Source organism: Gemella bergeri ATCC 700627 (assembly GCF_000469465.1).
GTDB lineage: Bacteria > Bacillota > Bacilli > Staphylococcales > Gemellaceae > Gemella > Gemella bergeri.
Map to the genome: position 1 here is coordinate 1 of NZ_KI271795.1, position 1,503 is coordinate 1,503.

Below are 1,503 nucleotides of genomic sequence, written 5' to 3' on the forward strand. Positions count from 1 at the left end.
ATATTAAAAATAACTATTTTGAAATTATTTTATATAAATTATTCAACAATTTAAGGTAAAAAAATAATAAGAAAACAAAAAAGTATTATAATGAAACTCAAGAATTATTTTACAATATAATTTTGATGTGTTATAATCTACCGCATAGTGGGAATACTAGTTTGCACTATTTTATTAGATTAAATTAATTTACTGGTGTTTTATAATATCGTAAAAAATGTGTAAAATAAATCCTACTTAAAAATATAAAGAAAGGAAGCATTATTCATGAAAAAGAAAATTTTTATATGGATAGCAACTATACTTTTAATATGTAGTACAATACTAACTACAATTATAAGTTCAAATTCAAATATTGCTAATGCAGTAGGGGGAGAGCAGGGAAGAAATAGTGCTGGTGTGCTAAAAAAAGAAGTTAAAGATAAAGATTCCAAAGAACCTACAGAAAAGAAATCTAATGATAGAGCACTGGAACAGTTAAGAAATATAAATAAAGGGATTGAAAATATAACACTGAAAAAAAGAGATGATGTTAAGAATATTTCAGATAATATAATTAATGATCTATCTAGAGATGTTATGGAGAGAGATAATGTCATAAAAACTTTTAATGTAACAGATTTAAATGGGAAACCACTTAGTGGTGAAGTTGAGAAGTGGCAAAATTTTAAAGTAACTGGAACATTTGAATTGCCTAATAATGTAGTTCGAAAAGGAGATACAACTACAATAAAGTTACCTGAACAATTAACATTTGGTGGGGGATCACTAAATTTTAGTATAAAAGATTCTAAAAATAATGTTGTTGCTAATGCTTTAATAAATCCAAATACTAAAACTATTACCTTGACGTATACAGATTATCCGGAAAAATATTCAGATGTAAAGGGAGAATTTTACTTTTATGCAAGGGTAGATGAATCTAGAATTAAGCAGGAAATAGATATAGACCTTAATTTTACTATAAATAATAAAGTAATTATTTCTTCTGGAAAATTACATTATAAAGGACCTAAAAGATATAATACTACAATGGGAAAAAGTGGCTGGCAAGACAGAAAAGATAAGAGTTTGTTGCATTATGATATCTCTATTAATAGAAGTATGATAGATTTGAAAAGTGTTAAGATTAAAGATAGATTAGATGATAATGTTCAAAATGTAAAAGTATTGCCGAATACCATTAAGATATATAAGTTAGACTGGTATTGGGACAAGGTGCGATGGAAATATAAAAATTTGGAAGAAGTTACAGCTAATTTTAAGGATAAAATAAAAGTAGATAATGATCAAAAAGGTTTTACTATTGATTTAGGAGATATTGGAAAAAAAGGTTATAAAATAACCTATGATATAAGAGCCGGTTATACACCCGCTGATGGAGAGATAATTAAAAATAAGGTAACGTTATATCATACTGGAAAAGTACCTTATGAATCGAAGTTTAATTTACGTTATTTGACAGCCGGAGGGAAAGCGGAAGGATATGTATACTCTATTAAT

At 26.6% G+C, this 1,503-nt stretch carries 1 protein-coding gene; it reads left to right on the top strand.

The annotated features are described in order from the left end of the window. Nucleotides 1-267: 267 nt before the first annotated feature. A partial coding sequence (locus tag HMPREF1983_RS00455) for an Ig-like domain-containing protein (protein WP_021752300.1) occupies nucleotides 268-1,503 on the top strand: 1,236 nt, incomplete at its 3' end.